A 16,061-nucleotide genomic window follows, 5' to 3' on the forward strand; every position below is an offset into this window, starting at 1 on the left:
GGCGTCTTTTTAACAAGCCGCCACCCTTGGCTTGTGCTGTTCGACATCCTGACAATTAACGTATTTGGTTACGCTTGCGGATGTTCAGCCCGACCGCCCATTGGTAACGGTTGGGCTGTTCATTGGATCACAGGCATTTAGCCAGTGAGTTTGCCAAATTGCGAATGACTTGCGGATAAAGCTCAACTCCGGGATCAAGGTCAGAGCCCAGCGGGTCAATTACGGCAGTCTTTGCTTCTGTACCGTCTAAAACAGTTGCAACAATTCCTGGGTTGAATTGCGGCTCAGTCAAAACGCAATCAATACCTTCTTCCCGGATACGCCCCTGAATGTCCGAGATACGCGCCGGGCTGGGATCGGTTGCATCGCCAAGAGAAATTGCGCCAGAAGCACGGAAATCAAAGGCGTCCTCGAAATACTGATAGGCGTCATGGAATACGATAAAACGACCGCCTTGAACTGGCTTCAGTGTTTCAGCTACCTCGTCTGACAATGCTGCCATTTCTTCGCGCGCTGCAGCCGCATTTGCAAAATATGCACCAGCGTTATCAGGGTCAGCGGCAGAAAGCTGGGCCGCAATGACATTCAGCCAGATTTCTGCATTCGCCGGTGAAAGCCAGGCATGAGGATCATGCTCGCCGTGCCCGTGATCGTCATGATCAGCATGATCGCCGTGCCCGTGATCGTCATGATCAGCATGATCGTCGTGGTCATGATCATCGTGATCCGCATGATCATCGTGATCTTCGCTATCGTGATCCGCATGATCATTGTGATCTTCGCTATCGTGATCATCGTGGCCATGATCATCATGTGCGTGCTCTTCTTCATGATCGTGCTCATCGTGCTTTTCGTCTTCCGCATGATCATCATCATGACCATGGTCATCGTGATCCCCATGGTCATGTGCTTCGAATAATGTGTTCTCACGGAAATCAAGCAGAACCGTTCCATCCGATTCCAGAAGCGTTGTGACCGTGGCACCGTCGCTGAGTGTCTCGACAGCGCCTTCCAACCAGGGTGTCAGATCCTCGCCAATCCAGAACACCAGATCAGCCTCTTGCAGCGCAGAGGCTTCCGAGGGACGCAGGTTATATTCGTGCGGCGATGCGCCCACTGGGATGACCAGATCAGGTGTTCCAACACCTTCCATAACACGGGCTACCAACGAGTGGACAGGTGCAATGTCGACGGCCACCTTTGGGGCATCCGCCATGGCTGTTCCACCCATTAACGCAGCGGTGATCGATTGTAAGAGCAGCTTTCTGGACATCGGACCCTCAGTGTGATTGTATAACATTGCGAGCGACATACATGATATGGAATAACATGACAAGTGAAGCCACTCCCAATCCTGTTTGCGACGACGCACTTGTTGGGTTTCATAAACACGATCACAAAAATTGCGTTGAGACTGCGCTGACCACAGCCGAAGCTCGGTGCAAAAAAGAAGGGTTGCGGCTAACGCCTGTGCGGCGAAAAGTACTTGAGATGTTGCTGCAGGAGCATCGAGCCTTGGGGGCCTATGCCATTCTTGATGCGCTGCGCGAGGAAGGGTTTGGTTCGCAGCCACCAGTGGCTTACCGTGCGCTTGATTTTCTTGTCCAAAATGGATTTGTTCACAAGATCGAACGTTTGAACGCATTTGTCGCGTGTTCTCATCCCGGAGCAGACCATTCGCCGGCGTTCATGATCTGCCGAAAATGTGACGCTGTGGCCGAAGCGCAGTCTGCACCAGCCAAGGGGATACTTGGCGCAGCTGCACGTGCAACGGGTTTTGAAATAGAGCGAACGGTTGTAGAAGCCGAAGGGCTTTGCCCCAGCTGCACTGAAAAGGCGTAGAAATGAGCTTGATCTCCGTTGAGAATCTCAGCGTACGTTACGGCGCGAATACAATTCTGCGACATGTAGATATGGTTGTCGAGGCCGGAGAGATAGTAACCATCGTCGGTCCCAACGGATCAGGCAAGACCAGCCTGTTGAGGGCCATCATTGGTGCAACAAAACCAGCCGCAGGACAGGTTTCATTGAAACCAGGATTGAAAATTGGATATGTGCCTCAAAAACTGCACATCGATCCGACACTGCCAATCTCGGTCGAGAGGTTCATGCGGCTGACCGATCGCGTTTCCAAAGTAGAATGCGAAAAAGCGCTCGAAACTGCCGGGGTGCCAGATCTGCTGAAACGACAGATGTCGCAATTGTCAGGTGGGCAATTTCAGCGCGTGCTGCTGGCGCGGGCCCTGATAAACCAACCAGATGTATTGCTATTGGACGAGGCAACGCAGGGACTCGACCAACCGGGATCGGCTGCGTTTTATCACCAGATCGAAGAAGTCAGGCGCGAAACCGGATGCGCCATTCTGATGATCAGCCACGAATTGCACGTGGTCATGAGCGCTTCAGATCGCGTGGTCTGCCTGAACGGGCACGTGTGTTGCGAAGGCTCCCCCGCTGTGGTGGCCTCGGCCCCGGAATACCGCGCTCTGTTTGGGACAGGAACAGGCGGTGCGTTGGCCTTATATCGGCATGATCATGACCATGAGCACGATCACGATCACGATCACTGTGAAACCTCTCAAGAAGCGGCAGAATAATGCTTGATGATTTTATGACACGCGCAACGCTGGCAGGCGTTGGCGTGGCTTTCGCCGCAGCCCCGCTGGGCTGCTTTGTCGTGTGGCGTCGGATGGCGTATTTCGGAGATGCCACAGCGCATGCCGCAATCTTGGGGATCGCGCTTTCGCTGACATTTCAGTTGTCAGTCTTTACTGGGGCATTGGCTGTTGCGCTTGCGATGGCGCTTACCGTAACACTGTTGTCCGGGCGCGGGTATGCGATGGATACGCTGCTAGGTGTTATGGCGCATTCCGCCCTCGCATTTGGCCTCGTCGCCGTTTCCTTTCTGTCCGGCGTACGAATTGACCTTATGGCCTACCTCTTCGGCGATATCCTTGCCGTATCGCGTACTGATCTGCTTGTAATCTGGGGCGGCGCCGTCCTTGTCGTAGCGCTGATCGCGTGGCGCTGGTCTCACCTTCTGACGGCCACGTTAAACGAAGAACTGGCATATGCCAGCGGCTTCAACCCCAGACGCGAGCAGTTAATCCTGACATTGGCGCTTGCCGTAACAGTGGCAGTGGCAATCAAGGTGGTGGGTGTTCTTTTAATCGCTGCAATGCTGATCATACCTGCTGCAGCGTCTCGAAGTTTGGCGCGATCACCGGAATCGATGGCATTGATCGCCGCCGCTATTGGCGCATTCTCGGCGGTCACTGGTCTAAGGGCGGCCTATATGTTCGATACACCTACCGGTCCGTCCATCGTCTGTGTCGCCGCAATTCTATTTGCCTGCCTCAGCGTCGTCGGATTGCAAACACGCGACCGATCCAAGCTCAATTAGGTTCGACGCAAGATCTGCGCAGGCTTTTCATTCCTTTAGTCATGGCGGACATGATGTATCCGGCACCCACATTCTATAGAATTGCCCTACCGTAAAGAGAACTTAGTCACAGCCTGCCATTCAGGTCTGATTCAGGGCTATAGATGTCGGATTTGAGAGTATCCAATTCACCAAAATAAAGCGATTCTTTGGAAAAAGGTCTGATTCATGCGATATTCTGGTTTCACCGTCATCAAAGAAGCGCTTAGCGGTCACAAAGGATGGAAACCGGCGTGGCGTGATCCCGAACCCAAACAGAAATATGACATTGTCATCATCGGCGGCGGCGGTCACGGTTTGGCGACGGCCCATTACCTTTCCAAAGTGTACGGCTTTCGCAATGTTGCTGTGATCGAGAAAGGCTGGATTGGCGGCGGCAATGTCGGGCGCAATACGACCATCATACGTTCAAATTATCTGCTGGATGGTAATGAACCTTTCTACGAATTCTCATTGAAACTGTGGGAAGGTCTTGAACAGGACCTGAATTACAATGCAATGGTCAGTCAGCGCGGGATTATCAACCTGATCCACTCGGACGCGCAGCGCGACGCCTTCACGCGACGCGGCAATGCCATGATCCTAAACGGCGCGGATGCCGAACTGCTGGATGCCGAACAGGTACGCAAGGAGTATCCGTTCCTCAATTTTGACAACGCGCGTTTCCCGATCAAAGGCGGTCTGGCTCAGCGACGCGGCGGCACTGTTCGTCACGATGCCGTAGCATGGGGCTATGCGCGCTCGGCGGATAGTCACGGCGTCGATATCATTCAGAATTGCGAAGTCACCGGATTCCGCATCGAAAACGGCACATGCGTGGGCGTTGAAACTTCGAGAGGTTTCATCGGGGCCGGTAAGGTTGGTTGTGCCGTTGCCGGGAATTCGGGGCGTCTGATGGGAATGGCGGGTATGCGACTGCCGATTGAAAGCCACGTGCTGCAAGCGTTTGTCTCCGAGGGTTTGAAGCCGCTCCTGCCGGGCGTCATAACTTTTGGTGCGGGACATTTCTATGTCAGCCAATCCGATAAAGGCGGCTTGGTATTTGGAGGCGATATCGACGGCTACAACTCCTACGCTCAGCGCGGAAACCTGCCAGTAGTTGAAGATGTCTGCGAAGGCGGCATGGCGCTGATGCCAATGATCGGCCGCGCGCGACTGCTGCGCATGTGGGGCGGGATCATGGATATGTCCATGGACGGGTCGCCCATTATCGACCGCACACATATCGACGGGCTCTATTTCAATGGCGGCTGGTGCTATGGCGGCTTCAAGGCCACTCCTGCATCGGGCCATTGTTTCGCGCATCTGCTGGCAAAGGACGAGCCGCACCCAACCGCGACCGCCTATCGCTTTGACCGCTTTCGCACCGGTCGGATGATTGACGAAAAAGGTATGGGCAATCAGCCCAATCTGCACTGAGGAAGCCAAAAATGATCATCCAACATCCATTGCTGGGTCCCCGTGACAGTTCAGAGTTCGTGTATCTGGGTGACGCGTCCTTGATAGACCGTCCCGACTGGCAAGCCGAAAACGCAGTCGAGACATTCTATGATTACGCCTATCTGCGCGACAATCCAGCGGGCGAACACCGTGAGCTGTGGTTTCATGAAGGGGGGGATCGATCCTGGCTCGTCGTGACACGCAATACGGTCACGCATGAGATTTCGAAAGTGGAATTGGCCCGTGATGTAGCCCGGATGCAAGGACGTTCCAAATGACCCAAGTCAACCGGCTGAACGGCGGTCAGATCGACCGCACCAGTACTCTGAATTTCAAATTTGACAACCGCAACTTCACGGCGCATCCGGGAGACACTCTGGCATCCGCCCTTCTAGCCAACGGCGTGCGCCTGATTGGGCGATCATTCAAATACCACCGCCCCCGTGGTATTTTGAGCGCCGGGTCTGAAGAGCCCAACGCCTTGGTTGAACTGCGTACGGGCAATCGAAAAGAACCCAACACACGGGCCACGACGATCGAGATGTTTGACGGGCTCGAAGCGCATTCTCAGAACCGATGGCCAAGCCTCAGGTTTGACGCGATGGCGATCAATGATCGGTTTTCAAATTTTTTGACCGCAGGCTTCTACTACAAAACCTTCATGTGGCCCGCCGCATTCTGGGAGAAGCTCTATGAACCTGTTATCCGCCGGGCTGCAGGGCTGGGCACCATGTCGATGCAGGAAGACCCTGATGAATATGACAAGGGATTTAGGCACTGCGACCTTCTAATTATCGGCGCGGGTCCGGCAGGATTGATGGCAGCGCTGACCGCCGGTCGTGCGGGGTCCGACGTGATACTGGCGGATGAGGATTTTGCTCTCGGTGGTCGTTTGAATAGCGAAACTTACTCGCTGAACGACGACATCGCTGCAAACTGGATTGCACAGACGGTGGCTGAGTTGTCCTCGATGCCGAATGTCCGCCTGATGCCGCGCACAACCGTTATCGGTGCTTTCGATCATGGAATTTACGGGGCGGTCGAACGGAAAGGCGATCATCTGTCCGCTCCATCCGAGGGCAAACCCCGTCAAATCCTATGGCGCATCTATTCTAGGCGCGCCCTCTTGTGCGCGGGCGCAACCGAGCGCCCGATTGCCTTTGAAAACAATGATCGGCCTGGCATCATGCTGGCCGGAGCGCTGCGCAGTTATGCTAACCGTTTCGCCGCCACCCCCGCGCAACGCGTGGCTATTTTTACCAACAATGACGATGGCCACCGCACCGCAGCCGATCTGCATGCCAAAGGGGTGAAAATCGCGGCCGTTGTTGACGTTCGGCCCGAGGCCCCACTGAACGGTGACTATGAGGTGCTGCGCGGCGCTGAGGTGATCGATACCAAAGGGCGTCTTGGCTTAACTTTCGCCGAGGTCAAATTGGCCGACGGCTCAAACCGCACATTGGATGTTGGTGCGCTTGGTATCTCAGGCGGTTGGAACCCGAATGTGCACCTGACCTGCCACCAACGCGGTCGCCCGGCCTGGAATGAGACCCTGTCTGCCTTTGTCCCCGGCAATACGTTGCCTCCGGGCCTGACAGTCGCCGGAGCCGCAAATGGCATCATGTCCACCCATGGTGCCTTGAAATCCGGTGCCGAAGCCGCCACCCATGCGCTTGACTTGAAAGGCGATGCCATCGCGATTCCAACGGCCGAAGATGCTCCGGTCACTCAGACGCCATTCTGGTATGTACAAGGCTGTTCGCGGGCGTGGCTGGATCAACAGAACGACGTAACTGTCAAAGACGTAAAGCTCAGCCATCAGGAAGGCTTCCAGTCGGTCGAGCATCTCAAACGTTACACCACGCTGGGCATGGCAACCGATCAGGGTAAGACTTCGAACATGGGCGGCTTGGCAATTATGGCCGAAATCGCCGGGAAATCAATTCCGCAAGTCGGCACCACTATCTACCGCCCGCCCTATACGCCAGTGCCAATAGCAACCTTTGCGGGCCGTATGAGGGGGAAGGAATTTCACCCCACCCGTCTGACACCATCACACCACTGGGCCAAAGAGCGCGGTGCCGTGTTTGTTGAAGTCGGCAACTGGTTGCGCGCTCAATGGTTCCCGTTACCGGGAGAAACGCATTGGCGGCAATCCGTTGACCGCGAAGTGCGCCAGACTCGTGCCTCGGTCGGGGTGTGCGATTGCACCACGCTGGGCAAGATTGATGTACAGGGCACTGATGCTGCGGATTTCCTGAACCGGATCTATTGCAATGGTTTTGCCAAGCTAGCCGTCGGCAAAACCCGCTATGGGCTTATGCTGCGTGAAGATGGCATTGCAATGGATGATGGCACCGCAGCTCGGCTGGCCGAAGATCATTTTGTGGTTACGACAACGACGGCCAATGCGGTAAAAGTTTACCAGCACATGGAGTTTATCCGGCAATGCCTATTCCCGGACATGGACGTGCAATTGATCTCGACCACCGAAGCCTGGGCACAATACGCCGTTGCTGGCCCGAATTCACGTAAGTTGCTGCAGAAAATAGTGGATCCGGAATTCGATATCTCGAATGACGGTTTCCCCTTTATGGCCTGCGGCAACATTACCGTTTGCGGTGGATTACGTGCTCGTCTGTTCCGGATATCATTCTCGGGTGAATTGGCATTCGAGATCGCGGTCCCATCCCGCTATGGCGATGCCCTCATGCGACGATTGATGGTCGAAGGCGAAGAATTCAACGTGGTGCCCTATGGCACTGAAGCACTGGGCGTTATGCGGATCGAAAAAGGTCATGCGGCGGGCAACGAACTAAACGGGACCACCACCGCACTGAACCTTGGCATGGGTCGGATGGTATCAAAGAAGAAAGATAGCATTGGCTCAGTTCTGTCAGAGCGTGAAGGGCTGAACGAGGCTGATGCGTTGAACATGGTCGGCGTCAAACCCGTGAACAGCGCGGATAAGATCACCGCTGGCGCGCATCTCATGGATGCATCCGGTCCGGTCGATGCAGCGCATGATCAGGGCTATGTCACCTCAGCCGCCTTCTCGCCTTCTCTGAACTGCTATATCGGTCTGGGCTTTCTGAAGAACGGAAGTGACCGTCATGGCGAAAAGATGCGCCTTGTGTCGCCGCTAACCGATCTGACCGTCGAGGTCGAGATTGTTTCGTCCCATTTTGTCGACCCTGAGGGAGAACGGCTCCGTGCATGATCTTATCGCGTTAACCGCACTTGGTGGAGCAAACCCGGAAACCTGCACTATTGGCAGCGTAACCTGCAGTGAAGTCCCCGATGTTGCGCTGGCTTCGGTCGCGGCGCGCCTGGGGCGTGAAGGCGAAACTCATTCGGCGTTGGCCGCTTTGATCGGGCAGAAGGCACCTGGTATCGGTCAGTTTTCAGGACAAACCCTCATAGCCTTTTGGGCTGGACCCGAACAATGGATTGTCGAGGCTCCCTTCGAAAGTCATGAGGGTCTTGCGGAATTGGTGAAAGATGGCACCAAAGATGCTGCTTCGGTGTCCGAACAGACGGATGCCTGGGCCCGGTTTGATCTAAAAGGTCCCGATGCTCAGTCGGTGCTGGAACTGTTGTGCAATCTGGACTGCAGAAATTTGGCGACAGGGGGCGCAGCACGAACCTCAATTCACCACCTGGCATGCTTCCTCCTGCGCCGGTCAACCGATTTGTTCAGTATATACGCTCCGCGATCTTCAGCCCGATCTCTGCAACATGCGATTGTCGCTGCAATGAAATCCGCACTGTGACACGCAGTTCAGCTTGAGGGCAGCGGAGCATTATCCTCAACTCGAAAGCGGTTGATCCGACGGCGGTCCTCGCTTGGGCTCAAGCCGAAGGCCGCGCGATAATGAGTCACCAACGGTGCGACAGAACTATATCCGACTGCTGCCGCAATTTCAGAGATTGGGTCTTTTGTATACACCACCATCTGCCGCGCCGCCTTCATACGCATCGCGCGAAAATAATGGCTGGGGCTTTGTCCGGTGGCCTGCTTGAATGCGCGTTCGATCTGACGCGGAGTGACACCCGTTTGACGCGCGACCTCGGTGATCGAAATCGGCTGACCGACGCTGCCCGCGAACAACTCGATCGATTTGGTAACAAGCGGCGGCAATCTGTCACCGGAATCCGATTGACGGACATTCGGAACCTGTTGTTTTACACTCGTTCCACGCATCATCGGGTGCTGGAACCAGCAAGCCACTTCATGCGCGACCTCACTACCCAATCGATCTTGGATCAGATGCAGGGCCAGATCAAAGGCTGCGGCTGCCCCTGCCGCGGTATAACGATTGGCACCAGATACAATCACCTCGCGCCGAGCCTCGATATCTGGAAACTCGGCCTCAAAAGCAGCCTCATAGCACCAATGTACGGAAACCGGACACCCAGTCATGACCCCTGAGCGGACCAAAGGGAAAACGCCACCACTGATACCCCCAAGAACTGCTCCATGTCGCGCGAGCGCGCGCAATGCACCATTGCCCTGCTTTGGGTCCCGGAACCCGGCGACGGGACTGCTTAGCATGAAGAGGATATCGATGGATTGACAATCAGATAAAGGCCGGTCGGCCTCGAACCCGACATTGGCGCTGGACCTGACTTTCTGCCCTGCCTCAGAAACCAGATGCCAGCAAAAAGCCTCCTGTCCCGCTATCTCGTTTGCTGCCCGCAAGGGTTCAATCACCGAGGTCAAACACGCCATCGGAAACCCATCAAACAGCAAAATGCCCAACTCGATTGTTTTTTCAGCCAGCATGATATTTTCACTATCAGGAAATATTTTTGATATGTTAGCCCGTATGGAAGTTGTGATGCACGGTATATGTTTGCAGAAACAGGCAACTCAAGTATAGCAATACGCTGAATGTCCAGAACAGAAAATCGCGACACCGAAATGCCTACCAATCTGACGCAAAATCCGCATTCCTTTCGGGCAGGCGAACGAGAGAAGGTGTTAGAAGTTGCGATCGGGCGCGAAGTTCGGGCGTTTCGCAAACAGCAAAACATCACTGTTGCCGACTTGGCCCAATTAACCGGTTTGTCGATCGGCATGTTGTCGAAAATCGAAAATGGCAACACCTCTCCTTCATTGACGACCCTGCAATTGCTGGCAAATGCGTTGTCAGTGCCGCTGACAAGTTTTTTCCGACAGTTCGAAGAACGCCGAGAAGCCGTCCACACAAAAGCCGGTGAAGGGGTGGAGCTTGAACGCGAAGGGACACGCGCCAATCACCAATATAACTTACTGGGACACTTGGGTGCGAACGGATCGGGCGTAATCGTGGAGCCGTATTTGATCTCGCTCACTGCCAAATCCGACATTTTTCCGACATTTCAACACGGCGGGATCGAAACAATTTACATGCTTGAGGGCGAAGTAGATTATCGCCATGGGGATCAGATCTATCCGCTGAAAGTTGGCGACACCCTGTTTTTCGACGCTGACGCTCCACACGGACCAGAAAGAATGGTGAATCTGCCAGCACGTTATATTTCGATCATCAGTTACCCTCAAACAAACTGAACAATGGCATTTTGTAAAAATATCGATGCGTCCTGAGGGCAGTTTCGCTATCAGACGGCCGCGCCCCCTTTCTCGTGACCATGCTGATCGCGGTACGGTGTGCCTTCAGACAAGTCGTATCAATCATCATGGTTTTTTCTTCACCGTGTTCGGCAACTAGGCAAACCATCATTCGGGCGCAGATGCATTTCTCGCTCCAACGTTTTCAGAAGCTGTACAGCGTTTTGTGCGGACCGTAGGCTTCGGGCGCATCTCACCACTTTAATCCATTGCGGTTTATGAAGATAATCCCGCCTAGTATCCTTCTATCATCGCCCCATGGCCTGCCGTGCGACTTCGGGTAGACGGCGGAAAACTTGGCCATCTGCTCATCGGTCAGTTCGAAAAGGTCGCTTGTATCACCACTCCATTTCCGAGCCGTGAATCATGCAGCGCGTTGAAAATCAATGTATCCTGACCCTAATAGCTTCGGCAATATTCAGGTGGTCAGGAAGCTTTTAGTAGTGAGCGATACACTTGAACTATAGCCCTCGCTTCGCTCTCAATTCTAAAATTCTGTTGGACATGGCATCTGGCAGCACGGCCTTTGACCGTTAGTCTGTCGCGGTCTGAAAGCATTTCTCTAAGCGCGTCAGCCAAAGCCTCGGCATTGTCCTTCTCCACCAGCCGTCCTGTCTCACCATCTTCAATTTGGGCATTAAAGGCGCCTACCCCATCGCAAGCAATGACGGGAACACCTGAAGCCATTGCTTCCAAAGGAGTCAGTCCAAATCCTTCGTGCCGAGCAGGCGCAACAAACAAGTCCAGTGCACGGTATAATTCGACGAGTTCGCTCCATGGGCGTTCACCTAAGAAGTGCACACGCTCCGCCAAGCCGGCTGATTGCAATTTTGTCTCTTGCAATTGTTTAAACTCGATAAACTCTTTTGTTGTGCGACCTGTGAATACAATTTCGACATTTGGAAACGCAGGCAGCACTTCAATGGCTGCGTCCACCAATAGGTCGACACCTTTTTGGGGGCGAATACGTCCAAAGCAACCAACCAATGTACAGTGAGGAAGTCCAAGTTTGTTTCTTAGAGCTCTTTTATCATCCTCAGGATGGAACAAGTTGGTGTTTACACCATGCATAATGACTGTTGCGGGATGATCCAGGAACGATGCAGCCTGAGGAGTTGTTGCGATCAGTGCATCCATTTTTGATATCAGCCATTTGGTGTAAGCAGAATGATTGCGTTGGGCTGCTGACGTAAAGAGCAGTTTGAAGTTTCGCCGGAAGATTGTTGTCAACACTAAGCCCATCAGCATTTCAGCATTTCGACGCGCGTGCCAGACCCGCTTAACATCGCGAGGCAAAAACAATGTTTTCCAGAGCCTTATATGTGGGATATCCGTTGGAAGACCCGGTCCGGTCGCACAAATGCCGATCATCTCTTTTTGAATTGGCAGTAAGCGGACTATGGTTGTTGTCACCCCCGAAAGACTTCGCTTCAGATTGGGAGCAATGACCTCAAGATTATGCACTCTACGCTCCTGCCTGAATCTGCTTCAGAGATGGTTGCAATATTTTGGGCAATAAAGCGATTCATTAGGTCGATGACAAGAGCGAGCGAGCGGCGCCCTTTATCTATTTGACACAGCCGTAAAAAGCCCCACAGGACGAAATATTTTTTATTGGCAGCTATCGTCAGTTTTTTGGGTTCTGTCGCAAAATTCGCCCCTACCTGTCAGATCGAACACAGTTCTGGTTACGCATGCTGACATGACAGGAGCAGACCGTGATTATCTTTTTTAAAGGCGCGCATTTTCCGAAAGACGTGATCCTGCACGCGGTTTTCTTCTACCTGCGCTACGGTGTTTCATACTGGGATCTAGAAGAAACCATGGCGGAACGCGGCGTCGACCATGATAACACAACGCTAAACCGCTGTGTCGGTCGGTATGCAGGCCTCATTGCTGAAACAGCGCGGTATGAAAAGCGTCCCGCAGACCGTTCGTGGCGCATGGATGTAACATTTTTAAAAGTGAGGGGCGGGCGGGTTTCTCTTTACCGAGCAATCGAAAAACACGGTAAGATTCTGGATTTCATATTGTCCGAGCGCCGGAACAACGCCGCGGCGACGAAGTTTTTCGCCCGCACGCTCGCGGTGAACAGGTTACCACGCAAGATCGCCATCGACAAAAGTGGTGCCAAAACAACTGGCATCAAGGCGATCAAAAAGATGCTCAAGAGCTTTGGTTGGGGTTTGCTCCGGCTGAGGGCAGACCCCCACTTGCGAAGGATCGGTGCCAGAACCCTCACCGAAGTGTTCAACGCAATTGGGGACATTTGCGATTTGTACGATCCAACTGAGTGCTGGACCTACTTCAAGGCTGCCGGCTATACCTCAGGTTTATCCCGAAACGCTTTAATACCGACAGCGCGGCACGCCGTCTGCACGTCGCCGCCATCCGCAAGCTTCAACTCAATCGCACGCAGCAGCTTCAAGATGTCTTCGTCTGAGTGTCGCTTTCTCGCCATCTCAACTCCTCCATTCTCAGCAACATTAATGGCCCAGGTTTAGGGGGCTAGGATAAACTGCATCGTTGCAATTTTGACCGCGGGGCAGCTGGTCATTCGCTTGCTTGTCCAATCAGTGTCATTTGGAAAGTGCCAGCAACACATTGCGAGCTACGCCCAGCTTGAGAACACCTCAGGTGTCTTAAGGTCAAAGAAGTGTTAAACACTAGCTGAAGTATTGTGATTGTTAATGTTGAAAGATGAACGTCTGATGCTGACGGAGATTAAGCGCTGGAACGCATTGCTGGTTGCCTTTGTATTTCTTGTATCGACACTGCTCTTGTTACGCCGTCTTGTTTACTTGTCCCAAGCTGGCGGTGGTGAATTTCAGCATGCTGACTGGCTGGTGAACTACTCCAGCGGAATAGTTCGTAGGGGCATATCGGGCGAACTCTTCCTGTTTATTTCCGAACTGTCACATGTAAATCCACTGATTCTGGTCAGCACAGTTCAGGCTGTTTTGACGGTGTTGATAATTGCGGTCCTTTTTGCAAAAGGTCTGTCGCTGAGAATGCCCGATGTGGTCGTGATCTTGTTGGTTAGCCCGGCACTTGTGCTGTTCTGGGTCAACGATACCACCGCAGCTTACCGAAAAGAACTATTGGGGTTGGCTGCGTTCCTACCATTGCTTTTTCCCCGAAGCAGCGGTTCGGTGGGTGTGGCGACTGTCGTGACCCTCTATGGCCTGTCGGTTTTCTTCCACGAAGCCAATTTGTTTTTAGTTCCAGGGCTAAGCGCGGCGCTTTATTTCCGTCTTGGAAAACAAAAGTCGATAGGGCCGATTGCGATCCTGTGGCTGATCTCGCTGGCGGCAGCTGTTTTTTCGGTGATCTATGTCAGTGTCCCGGATACCGATGCCATGTGCACGCGCTTGTTGAGCGCTGGATTAATTGATCGATTGTGTGGTGGAATATTTCCATGGCTGGTAGACGGATTTGGCGGCACGACTTCAGCGGTGAAGGTTATCGTTCTGGTTCGTGTGAACCTTGCAGTCGTAGCGCTGATGATCACGCTGCTGCTGTTGCCCTGTCTGTGGATCGCGACCCGAGTTCTGAATGGGCGGTTCGAATGGGCGTTGTTTCTAGTCAGCGCCGGAACCCCTTTCATGCTGTATCCGATCGCTACTGACTGGAGCCGTTGGTTGTCGATGCAGGTATTCGTTTTGACATTTCTGTTGTTGGTTTTGGCGGAAACACGCAAAGCCATAAACTTGCCAGCGCACAGGGCAACGTATGTTGTGGTTTTGAGTTTCAGTCTACTTGTAGGAATTAGTCATATAGCGCCAGAGCCAATCGAAGGTTTTGTTTTCCAATTCGTACATGCCGTAGGAGTCGTCTTAGGATGAGCCCGCTTTTACCTGAGTATCAACTGTTTTTGTATTGCGGACAGTAGGCGCAGGTTCGATTGATTGTAACAACGCGAAGGGTTTCAGTAGACGGCCATAAGTATTTTTTTATGCATTTGTTGGCGGCTAGGGTAGAATCGGCAAGCATTTCTATTGTGGGATGACTCGATGCGTGGTCGCAAAGTACTGTTTGTTGAAGAAAAACAGCCAAATATGGCCCGTGTATCAGAGCTGCTGCAAGCCTGCGCCAACCAAAGCCAATGGGCGAACCAGGGACCTCTATATCACGAGCTGCGTGCGCTTTGCATTGATCATGTTGGGTTACCCGAAACCTGGGATGTCGTTCCATTGGCCAATGGTGGTATGGCTTTAGAAGCGCTGGCAGCCCTGCAATCGTACCGCGCAGGCCGCCGCATGAAATGGGTTGCTTCGGCATATACATTCCAAAACCTTGGACGGGGACGTTTCGATGATGTCCTGTTTCTCGACTGTGATGACAGAGGCCTGTTGGATCTGCACGCGCTCGAGGCGTTAGATCCGGTCACTTACGATGGTATCATCGTGACCAACCCACTTGGTCTATACCAGGACTTTTCGGATTATTCAGCGCTAGCGCGTCGCCTGTGCAAACGGCTGCTGCTGGATAACGCGTCGGGGTTTCACACAAAACTTCCGAATGTGCCATGGCAGGCGATCAGCCTTCATCACACAAAACCCTATGGTTTGGGCGAGGGCGGTTTGGCGATCCTCCCAAAAGATCAGGCGGCCCATCTGGTCGAATTGACCAGCTATGGCTTCGATTTGGCCGACAGTGCCTTTTGGGTGGGCAATTGTAAGATATCAGACGTCTCCTGCGCCTTTTTGATCGACCGTATCGAAAGCGCTGGAACCTGGGGACCGCCTTCGATTGAACAACGTGATCGAGTGATTTCGATCGCGACAGGTCTGGGTTTGAAGCCGCTGCATACGCCGGTTGCGAATATTCCAATGACCAGTATTCCCTTTCTGGCATCCGATCATGTACCTTATGAGCAGATGGCGCTTACCCGCCATCTGACTTTCCAGAAATACTATGTACCGGCAGCCCCCCGACCCAATGCTGTTGATATCTTCAACCGCGTCGTGAATATCCCTTGCCATAAGGATGTGGCCAAAGTGAACGACGACGAGATACGTGACGATATCCAGAGAGTCTTGGCCCAATCTCGGCCAACGGAAAATTGTCTAGGTATTGCCAGATGAACTTGACTTGGGATGTTTTGATAGCTCGGGTAGCCTCTGGTGTTAGCTGATCGCAATTTGGGCGACCACTTTCGAAAAAGATATGGACAAGGATATCCATACCTGCGGACATCAAGACTTCTTTCCCATCTAACATTTGTTTTGTCGGCGAAATCCCGTTTAAAATTGTTCCACAATGTCGTGCACCTGCGGGTGCGAGAAATCAGTAAACAAGCGTGCCAGGACAAGGGTATCGACATCTTGAGCGCATCCCCAGCGAGCTATTGCGTTTTGCTCATCATGTCTGATTAAGCACGACGAGAGCTTCAAAATGCAGGTGCGAGGTAGCAAGAGGTGCAATTAAACTGCGAACTGGTACACGATTACGAAGCTAGTAGTTGAAGGATGGTGTAGTGGACACGCAAGCGCTCAGTTCCGCCTCTAGACTGGCGAGTGAAATTTGGATGGCTGTTCCACCACCCCCCTTGCAATGAGTTCA

At 53.2% G+C, this 16,061-nt stretch carries 13 protein-coding genes and 2 pseudogenes; 11 read left to right on the forward strand and 4 right to left on the reverse strand.

The genetic code is table 11. The annotated features are described in order from the left end of the window. Positions 1-127 precede the first annotated feature (127 nt). Positions 128-1,273 carry a metal ABC transporter solute-binding protein, Zn/Mn family gene (locus ACR3EJ_RS20095; protein ID WP_170545965.1) on the reverse strand — a complete coding sequence of 382 codons (1,146 nt, stop codon included), beginning with the start codon at positions 1,271-1,273 and terminating at the stop codon, positions 128-130. A gap of 56 nt (positions 1,274-1,329) precedes the next feature. Here ACR3EJ_RS20095 and ACR3EJ_RS20100 point away from each other — a divergent pair, with 56 nt between their 5' ends. The 7 genes from ACR3EJ_RS20100 to ACR3EJ_RS20130 all read left to right on the forward strand — a co-directional run bounded on the left by ACR3EJ_RS20100 (position 1,330) and on the right by ACR3EJ_RS20130 (position 8,655). After that, positions 1,330-1,842: a Fur family transcriptional regulator gene (locus ACR3EJ_RS20100; protein WP_170545968.1), complete on the forward strand. Its 513-nt coding sequence runs from the start codon at positions 1,330-1,332 to the stop codon at positions 1,840-1,842. Positions 1,843-1,844: 2 nt separating this feature from the next. Continuing rightward, entirely contained in the window at positions 1,845-2,597 is a 753-nt protein-coding gene (locus ACR3EJ_RS20105; protein WP_170545971.1) for a metal ABC transporter ATP-binding protein, read from the forward strand. Next, positions 2,597-3,403 carry an iron chelate uptake ABC transporter family permease subunit gene (locus tag ACR3EJ_RS20110; RefSeq protein WP_170545974.1) on the forward strand — a complete coding sequence of 269 codons (807 nt, stop codon included), beginning with the start codon at positions 2,597-2,599 and terminating at the stop codon, positions 3,401-3,403. Before ACR3EJ_RS20105 ends, ACR3EJ_RS20110 begins: the two co-directional genes overlap by 1 nt. A 207-nt stretch (positions 3,404-3,610) precedes the next feature. After that, positions 3,611-4,861 (forward strand): sarcosine oxidase subunit beta family protein, encoded by a 1,251-nt coding sequence (locus ACR3EJ_RS20115; RefSeq protein ID WP_170545977.1) that lies wholly within the window; start codon positions 3,611-3,613, stop codon positions 4,859-4,861. A gap of 11 nt (positions 4,862-4,872) precedes the next feature. After that, the gene (locus ACR3EJ_RS20120) at positions 4,873-5,160 is read left to right on the forward strand and encodes a sarcosine oxidase subunit delta (RefSeq protein ID WP_170545982.1); all 288 of its coding nucleotides are present in this window, start codon (positions 4,873-4,875) and stop codon (positions 5,158-5,160) included. Beyond that, positions 5,157-8,102, forward strand: coding sequence for a sarcosine oxidase subunit alpha family protein (locus ACR3EJ_RS20125; RefSeq protein ID WP_480423432.1), 2,946 nt, complete (start codon positions 5,157-5,159; stop codon positions 8,100-8,102). The genes ACR3EJ_RS20120 and ACR3EJ_RS20125 overlap by 4 nt, the downstream gene beginning before the upstream one ends. Continuing rightward, entirely contained in the window at positions 8,095-8,655 is a 561-nt protein-coding gene (locus tag ACR3EJ_RS20130; protein ID WP_170545988.1) for a sarcosine oxidase subunit gamma, read from the forward strand. Before ACR3EJ_RS20125 ends, ACR3EJ_RS20130 begins: the two co-directional genes overlap by 8 nt. A gap of 8 nt (positions 8,656-8,663) precedes the next feature. Here ACR3EJ_RS20130 and ACR3EJ_RS20135 read toward each other — a convergent pair whose 3' ends face one another. Then, on the reverse strand, positions 8,664-9,668 hold the full coding sequence (locus ACR3EJ_RS20135; protein WP_170545991.1) for a GlxA family transcriptional regulator: 1,005 nt from the start codon (positions 9,666-9,668) through the stop codon (positions 8,664-8,666). Between the two features lie 108 nt (positions 9,669-9,776). Between ACR3EJ_RS20135 and ACR3EJ_RS20140 the strand changes: the two genes are divergently transcribed. Further along, complete coding sequence (locus tag ACR3EJ_RS20140) at positions 9,777-10,436, forward strand: helix-turn-helix domain-containing protein (protein ID WP_260026588.1); 660 nt, start codon at positions 9,777-9,779, stop codon at positions 10,434-10,436. Here the strand turns inward: ACR3EJ_RS20140 and ACR3EJ_RS20145 are convergent. Continuing rightward, a pseudogene (locus ACR3EJ_RS20145) lies at positions 10,428-10,800 on the reverse strand (transposase); the annotation flags it as partial. The gene ACR3EJ_RS20140 and the pseudogene ACR3EJ_RS20145 sit on opposite strands and share 9 nt — an antisense overlap. A 122-nt stretch (positions 10,801-10,922) precedes the next feature. Next, a complete protein-coding gene (locus tag ACR3EJ_RS20150) occupies positions 10,923-11,960 on the reverse strand; it encodes a glycosyltransferase family 4 protein (protein ID WP_170545995.1) in 1,038 nt (345 codons plus the stop codon). A gap of 254 nt (positions 11,961-12,214) precedes the next feature. Between ACR3EJ_RS20150 and ACR3EJ_RS20155 the strand changes: the two are divergent. The 3 genes and pseudogenes from ACR3EJ_RS20155 to ACR3EJ_RS20165 all read left to right on the forward strand — a co-directional run. Continuing rightward, positions 12,215-12,676: pseudogene (locus tag ACR3EJ_RS20155) on the forward strand (IS6 family transposase); the annotation flags it as partial. Between the two features lie 531 nt (positions 12,677-13,207). Further along, positions 13,208-14,341, forward strand: coding sequence for a hypothetical protein (locus ACR3EJ_RS20160; protein ID WP_170545998.1), 1,134 nt, complete (start codon positions 13,208-13,210; stop codon positions 14,339-14,341). Positions 14,342-14,509: 168 nt separating this feature from the next. After that, the gene (locus ACR3EJ_RS20165; RefSeq protein WP_170546001.1) at positions 14,510-15,583 is read left to right on the forward strand and encodes a DegT/DnrJ/EryC1/StrS family aminotransferase; all 1,074 of its coding nucleotides are present in this window, start codon (positions 14,510-14,512) and stop codon (positions 15,581-15,583) included. The last annotated feature ends 478 nt before the right edge of the window (positions 15,584-16,061 follow it).

This window comes from Ruegeria sp. AB11 (assembly GCF_056536325.1).